This is a genomic window from Candidatus Brachybacter algidus (genome assembly GCF_016707225.1).
Lineage (GTDB): Bacteria > Bacteroidota > Bacteroidia > Chitinophagales > Saprospiraceae > Parvibacillus > Parvibacillus algidus.
The window spans coordinates 26,451-33,832 of record NZ_JADJID010000009.1 but is presented as its reverse complement, the minus strand read 5'-3'; the positions used below and the strand labels follow the sequence as shown (position 1 = coordinate 33,832).

At 36.7% G+C, this 7,382-nt stretch carries 7 protein-coding genes and 2 pseudogenes; all 9 read right to left on the bottom strand.

From position 1 onward, the window contains the following. Nucleotides 1-17: 17 nt before the first annotated feature. Nucleotides 18-497, bottom strand: a complete 480-nt coding sequence (locus tag IPI15_RS18590) for a hypothetical protein (protein WP_287421730.1) — start codon at nt 495-497, stop codon at nt 18-20. A 43-nt stretch (nt 498-540) separates the two neighbouring features. Further along, nucleotides 541-3,427, bottom strand: a pseudogene (locus IPI15_RS18585) (SNF2-related protein). Continuing rightward, nucleotides 3,420-3,707, bottom strand: a complete 288-nt coding sequence (locus tag IPI15_RS18575) for a helix-turn-helix domain-containing protein (RefSeq protein WP_287421727.1) — start codon at nt 3,705-3,707, stop codon at nt 3,420-3,422. Before IPI15_RS18575 ends, IPI15_RS18585 begins: the two are co-directional and overlap by 8 nt. 93 nt (nt 3,708-3,800) lie before the next feature. Beyond that, a complete protein-coding gene (locus tag IPI15_RS18570; protein WP_353845334.1) occupies nt 3,801-5,534 on the bottom strand; it encodes a DUF3987 domain-containing protein in 1,734 nt (577 codons plus the stop codon). Nucleotides 5,535-5,570: 36 nt separating this feature from the next. Next, nucleotides 5,571-5,759: pseudogene (locus IPI15_RS18565) on the bottom strand (BT4734/BF3469 family protein); the annotation flags it as partial. After that, complete coding sequence (locus IPI15_RS18560; protein ID WP_287421726.1) at nt 5,666-6,022, bottom strand: hypothetical protein; 357 nt, start codon at nt 6,020-6,022, stop codon at nt 5,666-5,668. The gene IPI15_RS18560 and the pseudogene IPI15_RS18565, both read right to left, overlap by 94 nt. Next, a complete protein-coding gene (locus IPI15_RS18555; RefSeq protein ID WP_287421725.1) occupies nt 6,000-6,320 on the bottom strand; it encodes a helix-turn-helix domain-containing protein in 321 nt (106 codons plus the stop codon). The genes IPI15_RS18560 and IPI15_RS18555 overlap by 23 nt, the downstream gene beginning before the upstream one ends. A gap of 2 nt (nt 6,321-6,322) precedes the next feature. Beyond that, nucleotides 6,323-6,622: a helix-turn-helix domain-containing protein gene (locus IPI15_RS18550; RefSeq protein WP_287421724.1), complete on the bottom strand. Its 300-nt coding sequence runs from the start codon at nt 6,620-6,622 to the stop codon at nt 6,323-6,325. A gap of 116 nt (nt 6,623-6,738) precedes the next feature. After that, nucleotides 6,739-7,362 carry a hypothetical protein gene (locus IPI15_RS18545; protein WP_287421723.1) on the bottom strand — a complete coding sequence of 208 codons (624 nt, stop codon included), beginning with the start codon at nt 7,360-7,362 and terminating at the stop codon, nt 6,739-6,741. Nucleotides 7,363-7,382 lie beyond the last annotated feature (20 nt).

Here is a 7,382-nt window from a genome sequence, read left to right as displayed (position 1 = left end):
TCTTGGATACATCATATTCATCCACTTACTATGAAAACTGCCATCTGTATCTGTATTTGTTCCAAACTTTTACCGTCAGTATCTACTTGCCCTGTATATTCAAGATAGGTGTCTAAACTTTCTGAATAATTATCAGGATAAATAAGTCTTACCCGTGTTATATGGAGGGTCGAAATACATAAACTTAATTTTCCCAAATAGCTTTTTTGCAAGAGCTTCAATACTTCCAAGTTATCTCCTTCAATGAAAAGGTTTTCGGTTGAGTCAAAGTCCACACTTTCATCACGAGCAGGAATAAGCGTGGCAATGCTTGGCTGCTGTATGGTTTTAAAACAGTCGGCTTTTCCTGGCCAATTCATTCCATAGCGTTCTTTACCAACATCAATGCTTTGCCCCAAAGTAAGGCGTAGTTTGTCCCAATCTACTGAAAGCCCTTCTGTGAATGCTTCAGGGAAAAGCTCTTTTAACTTTCTCAATTGCTCTTCGGCAATATTCATTGAGGTAAGTTCTTGTTTTTGTATCTCTGCTATACTTTCTATTTTAAATTAGATTCCATTTGATTAGGAATAAATCTGTTTTTATGAGTTCCTGTTCCAACTTTTGTTCAATCTGGTCAATCAAACGGTCTTTACTCTGTTCAATTTCTTTTGCTGCACCATCATATTCACGCCAAGCTGCATCACGTTCATTTTCTAACTTTTTGCGTTCTTTCTCCAGCTTCAGTTTTTCGGGAAGATTTGGTGCAAGCCTTGCCACTTTCTTAATTTCTTTAATTTGTTGGTCGAGTTCTTTTAGGGTTATTTTCAAAGAGCTTCGTCTGTCCTCTCCCCATAGATCCAATTTCTCTAATTCAATTTCAAAATAGTTTGCGTTGCGTTGTCCTATTTCGTCTATAACCTGCAATTGGTGTGCTTTTAAATGGTTTTCCAATTCATCAGTAATCTGAATGGGCACTGTGGTTTTAGTGCCTGAAATAGATGCAGGGAGAGAGAAAAAGCGTTCGCAAATTTCTTTGGATAAAACATTTCCATCTGATGTAATAGCTGAAAGCTGAACAAATTCTTCTACATCAAAAGAGGTAATACATAGCACCCTGCCAAGCATATAGCCTGATTGACCGATGTAGGCTTCAACAGTTGATATTTTCTTTACTGTATTGGAGTAGTCAAAGGTTAATTCAACCGATGGCAAATCTTGCTTTTTACATTCTTCAATGATTCGTTGAGCTAATGGATGCCCAATTCTATAAACATTTGAATCGTCAATTGCCTTGCCTATACGGTAAGGACCGGGATGAATTTTAAGGTCGTTGTATGGATTTTTAAGCAAACGGAAAGAATGCTCATTTGCTGAAAAGTTTGCATTGCTGTTAAGGGCAAACTGTGTGATGTTCCACAACCAAGATTCGTACTTTGAAAGATAATCTTTACTCTCTTGTAGATTGATGCGTAATTTTTCGTGTACTTCTTCATCAAAGTTTTCTAATAACTTCTGCCTTGTTTGTTGCATAGCATCAGAAATATTCACTTCCAAATCAGCTTGCAATTCATTGAAAGCTACTTCAATTTGTGTGGTGGTTCTGCACTCTTGATAAATACGGGCAATACGCTTTTCAAAATCAACTCCATTTTCGATACTTCCTAAAACTTCATCAGAAGCACCAAATACTCCATTGAACAACTGGCACTTATCACGAAGCAATTCATAAACTCTAACATCTGCTGCATTGGCTTTATTCAGAAAGTTTACTACTACTACATCATATTTTTGACCGTAACGGTGGCATCTGCCAATACGCTGTTCAATGCGTTGAGGGTTCCAGGGCATATCGTAATTGATAACCATAGAACAAAACTGTAAATTGATACCTTCTGCTGCTGCTTCGGTTGCAACCATAATCACTGCTTCATCACGAAAATAGTCCACTAATGCAGCCCGCATATCAGCCGTTCTTGAACCTGATACTTTATCTGTGTTTTTGTGTTTCGCTACCCAATCAGCATAAATTTTACGTGACTTTTCATCTGTATTTGAGCCATTAAACAAAACAACTCTATCAGCATAACCCCTTGCTTCGAGTATATTTCTCAAATACAATTGAGTTCGGGTACTCTCAGTAAATATGATAGCTTTTTTGGGAGCACCTAAACGATCCATTTCATTGAACCCTTTTTCAAGAGCTGTAAAAAGCTTTTCTCCTTTGGAGTTTAGCCTTATAGACTTTGCAAGTTTTTCAAATTCCTTTAGTGAATTTATTTCTGTTTTTATGTTTTCAATATCTTCTGAAGTGTAGGATTTTTTCTCCTTTTCCTGTTCTTCATCTTCTTCGCCTTCCCACTCGTCTTTTAATTCATCATAGGTTTCAAAATCGAGGGCAAAAACTTCATCTGAATTTTCTGTTTCTGATACCTTGACGATGTTTTCCAATTTATTTGCTAAGCCTTCTAAAGTACCTGAAATAGCAAAAGTTGAGGAGGCTAAGAGCCTTCTTAAAATAAGTGTCATCAACTTACGCTGACTTGCTGGAAGAGCATAAAGATTATCTGCTTGCAGATAATCGCTTACCAAATCGTATAGGCGTTGTTCTTCTTCTGTCGGAAAAAATTCTTCTACCAGTGCTATTCTGTTTGTATAGCGTATGTATTCTAAAACTTGCCTTCTAAGGGTTCTTTTACAAATGGGTTTTAAACGTTCTTTCAACTCTGTTGAATGTTTCTGCATCTGCACCACTATTTACCCTGCTGTATTGTGTTTTGAAGCTTTTTAAATCGCCAAATGAATAATCATCAATAATGCTTACCAAACCATATAATTCTAATAATGAGTTTTGTAAGGGTGTGGCTGTTAAAAGAATTTTTGGGGCTTCATTCAATGATTCTTTGATTGACTTTGCAATTTTGTTATTTGCCTTGTAAACATTTCGCAGGCGGTGTGCTTCGTCCACTACTGCCAAATCCCATTGAATTAGTTTTAAGTATGGTTCTTTTGTTCTTGCAAATTGATAGGAACAAATAATTATATCGGCTTGGTCAAATGGATTGAGTTTACCTTTTTTAATAAACTCATTGAAAGATTTAGCTTCTAAGATTACCGAGTTTAAAAAGAACTTGTCTTGTAATTCCTGTGACCATTGTTTACGAAGGTTGGCAGGTGTAATGATTATAATCTTTCTTTTACGTTCAGCCCATTTTTGAGAAATAACCAAACCCGCTTCAATTGTCTTACCTAAACCAACTTCATCAGCCAAAATAGCCCCTTTGGACAATGGAGAACGAAAAGCAAACAAAGCTGCATCAACCTGATGAGGGTTGAGGTCAACTTGTGCATCCACCAAAGTAGATGCCAACTTCGAGATCACTGTCAGACGAACTGCCTTGGTAAGTTCGTAGGCAAAATATTTGGCGTGATATGGGGTAAGACTATTCACCTATAATGTTGTTTAATGCTATTCTTATTGCTTGTTCTGCTTGTGGTTCACTATCTACCAAATGAGCAACTTGGTCTGCTAACCATAAGGCTATTAGTTCATCTGAATTGATGTTGAATAAGTGAGCAAGTGCCAAAACGTGTTCACGTTTTGCGGTCTTTTCTCCTCTTTCAATTTTACTTACAAGGGCGGTATCAACATCTAATTCAGCTGCAATGTGCCGAAGTAGCATTTCTTTTTCCTCCCTTGTATTTCTAATTAAATCTCCGAACTTGTTCATTACTTTGTTTGTTTGAAATCAATTTGTTGATTATTGACAAATGTACAACAAACAAAAGAAAAATGAACAAAAACTTTAGAGGACTTTTCAACATTAATTCACTTTTCGATAAAATCCTGTCTTTGGCTTTTCTAAAAGCATTGGTACAGAGTTGTTTAGAAAATCATCAACTGACCTTTCGGATAAGCCCAACTTTTTACCAATGGCTACTGCTTCCTTTCGTTGAAATTCTTGTGGTAACTGGTCTAATAGCTGTTTTTTGTTGTTTGGCATCTTATAAAGAATAGGGTCTTTGTTTTCTTCCAGATTGTTGAACATTAAAAGGCTATGTTGCAAATACACATCTGAAAGCATCAAAGATGCTTCAAAGTCATCATCAGTACAGGTTACATCTTTAGAGCAATCGCCATTTTCAAACTTCCGTAAGGAAGTGAAAATCATACAAAAACGGTACAAGATTAAACCCAAACGAAATACAACACTTGCCGCATCTTCGCCTGTGAAAATCACTACGTTTTTGAGCTTGTCGAAAAAAACTTGATTGAGTTTATTCCATTGATTCTGTGTTAAAAATACTTCGGTTGGGTATTGGTTTAGAAAATCAACAATCTTTAAAACTTGTTTTGATAATGCTTCAAAGTGGTCGTTGTAAACAATTCCGCCTGGTCTTGGTGATGGGTCTTGCCAAACGATTTCATTTTTAAAAGCATAGAAAATAAACCGACTAAATAAACCATCTTCTGCCGAAGCGATTAGCTTAGGCACTTGGGCAGGTGTGCCTGACAAGGCCACCGCCAGTTGTGGGTGTTTTATTTCTAAAAGTTCACGGTTGGTTTTTCTTGCTGCTGATATTTTTTCGTGATGAAAAGCGGCTCTCATTATGTGTGAATAATTGCCCCAATCTTGCTTGTTTGCTCCACTCATTGCATCTGCTTCTGTTTCGCAAATAATGCCTTTACCATCATTGTCTTGTAGAATTTGCATCATCATTGCCTGACTGCAATCGGCTGGAATGAAAAGCAATTTAAAGGCAGGTTCTTGTGGTTTCTCAGGTATTGGGTCATCTTTCTTACGTTTGCTTAGTTGAGCTTTATACTCTACCATTTCATTTTCGTGTTGGTCTTTGGCTTGCTTACTGCTTTCCACCATTCTTTCGTGGATTTTATCGCCTAATCTTTTTGCGTTTTTCAATACATCCTTACCGCTTGCAGCTGGAGCAATGATGAATGAAAACAAATGCGGATAAACTCTTTCTTGATGATAAACGCCTTGTACATCAGGCAAACAACCACTTATAATACATAAGGCACTGGTTAAGAAAACATCTCTTTTACGTGGGTCGTTATCAAAAGCTCTTGCACCTTCACGAAATAAATCGGGCATTAAATTGATGGCTTCTATTGGAATAGTAGGCGTTGTTTTGAGGTAATCTTCTGTTTGGTCGTTTGTGATTTCCTTTTTTTGCGAACCTGCAAGGTTTGCAAACTTGCCAAACTCTGCTACATTATTTTGATAGGCACTTTCAATTGATTTGCGTATTTCGGTTTGGTTTTCGTGGTAGAAATTTGATGTAATCAAATTTTCTGCCTCTGGGTGTGGAATACCTCTGCGATTGCAATTACAAGCTAACTGATATAAATAATTGTTGCGGTTTCCATTATTGTATGTCAGAATGTTGTTAGTGAAACTAACACATTCATTAAAAACGGTGTTAACCGAATTTTGAGCTTGCTCAAAAAGAGGTTCGCTTAAAGGAGCTTGCTCCTGCAAAGCAATTTTAAAAGTGCTTGCACTTTCATTTAAAAAGGCGTTTGTGTCGTCAGACACAAAACAGAGCCTTGTAATGTCTTTACATTTTGGGTCGGCTTCAATACTTATTTCCTTTTCATAATAGGCTTGTACTTGCTTATAGGCTTGCTCGTGGGTTTCGTGGACTGTATTTACTTTGATAAACACTTTTAAACCATCACCACTTGGGCTTGTGAAACAAGCATAAGTAAAAGGTATTTTGACCGCAAGGTCAAAAGCCTGTTGTAATTCCTCTGGTGTAAGTTTGTCAAAATCAAGATGAACGCAACCGCTGTAAGCGGTGAGTAACTTTTTTTTCTGCCGTCTTTAAAAGTAGCTGAAGGCGTGAACGCCAAAAGCTCTTTTTTGAGTTGGTCGGCTCTTTCGGGTTTACCCATACCTTTAGCCATACGAATAGCATTTATGCTATCGTGGTAAGTGCCGGATTTGATATTAGAAATTATTGAGGAAAGTGAAACGTCCTCAATAGGTATATTGAAATTCTTATAAGTCGTTATTGTTGTCATCAGTAGAAAAATTAAGGTTGGTAAATTTTGCAGGTACAATACTCTTTTCGAGTAGATCCATAATGTCTGATAGACGGTAGTAGATTTTATTACCTACCTGACAGTACGCAATTACATTTTCGGTACGCCAATAAGCTGCGGTACGCTTGCTTATATTCATAATCTGGAGGAACTCCTGATTATCATACCAAACTTGGTCGGGTTCTGTTCTTTGCTTGTTGCGTACTTCTATGGTCAAGACATCTAAACGCTGTTTGATTTCTTGAACCTCTTCTTCGGAAAATCTATAAAAGCCCATAATTATTTACGTTTGTTTCTGATTAAATAATTAGCTGCTGCCGTTTCGATGTCCTCTGAAGTTTCCTGCTTATTACGCATTAACCATTCGTCTATTTCTTGTCGGTTGAAATAGAGCTTTTTTCCCTGTGGGCAAAAGTGTGGGATTTGCTTTTGTGAGGTTAGCTTGTAGAGATGTGATGCACTGATGTCAAGATACTTGCAAGCATCATTAAAATTGAGTACTTCTTTTTGAAGTAGGTTTTGCTCGTCAATTTTTTGTTCTAATTGACTTAGCTTTTCGAGAATTTGATTTACTTCCATCATTGTATATTTATATGATTATGGAAGCAAAGGAATGCACTTTATGGGAACTATGGTAGTTGCACAGGGTTGCGCAACCCTATGTTATTGTGTTTATTATCAGTTATTTAGGTTGTTTATTTTTCTTTATCTTTTTTTGCTCGTTGCATTAAATGAATGAATTTTTCCTGCCAAAAATCAACTGCATTAAAGTCTGGAACATCAAAAGCGTTCTTGATAGAGTTGGCACTCACATCTTCTTTTTGCTTGGATGAAAAGCTCTCAGCTATGAAGTTGAAAATATCGGTTTTGTGTTTTGCTTCAATGATACCTTCATACAAGGCTCTGAATAAATAGGCTATTTCTTTGACAGTAAGATTGGTTTTTAGTTTGTTTTTAGGCTCTTGCTGGGCTTGAATAGAGAAGTCGGCAAATGAACCTAAATAGCCTTTTTTGAAGTCTTGAAGGGCTTGTTCTGTTGCTTCTTGGAATAGGTGGAAATGTTTCTCATACCATTTAAAAACGTGACCAAAATATTTACTTTCATACTCTGACATTTTAGAATAATGATCTGGTTCAGGATTAGGAAACCAATAATCTCTATAATACTGTTCTTTCATAGTTTCAAAGCGAAGCTTTGGACTATGGGTTTTAAACTGGCTCAATGATACCGTAAGGTATTTATTGATTTCATTGTTGTTGAGGTGTTGGGTTCTTTTGTAAATGGTTTGAACAAATTCACTCAATAAAGGACCTTCCATAAATCGGTTGAAATAATCAG

What these genes read in the sequence shown, in the direction of transcription:
- IPI15_RS18575 (WP_287421727.1), bottom strand. Translation starts at nt 3,707, where the DNA reads ATGAACAAGTTCGGAGATTTAATTAGAAATACAAGGGAGGAAAAAGAA.
- IPI15_RS18590 (WP_287421730.1), bottom strand. Translation starts at nt 497, where the DNA reads ATGAATATTGCCGAAGAGCAATTGAGAAAGTTAAAAGAGCTTTTCCCT.
- IPI15_RS18550 (WP_287421724.1), bottom strand. Translation starts at nt 6,622, where the DNA reads ATGGAAGTAAATCAAATTCTCGAAAAGCTAAGTCAATTAGAACAAAAA.
- IPI15_RS18555 (WP_287421725.1), bottom strand. Translation starts at nt 6,320, where the DNA reads ATGGGCTTTTATAGATTTTCCGAAGAAGAGGTTCAAGAAATCAAACAG.
- IPI15_RS18560 (WP_287421726.1), bottom strand. Translation starts at nt 6,022, where the DNA reads ATGACAACAATAACGACTTATAAGAATTTCAATATACCTATTGAGGAC.
- IPI15_RS18545 (WP_287421723.1), bottom strand. Translation starts at nt 7,362, where the DNA reads ATGGAAGGTCCTTTATTGAGTGAATTTGTTCAAACCATTTACAAAAGA.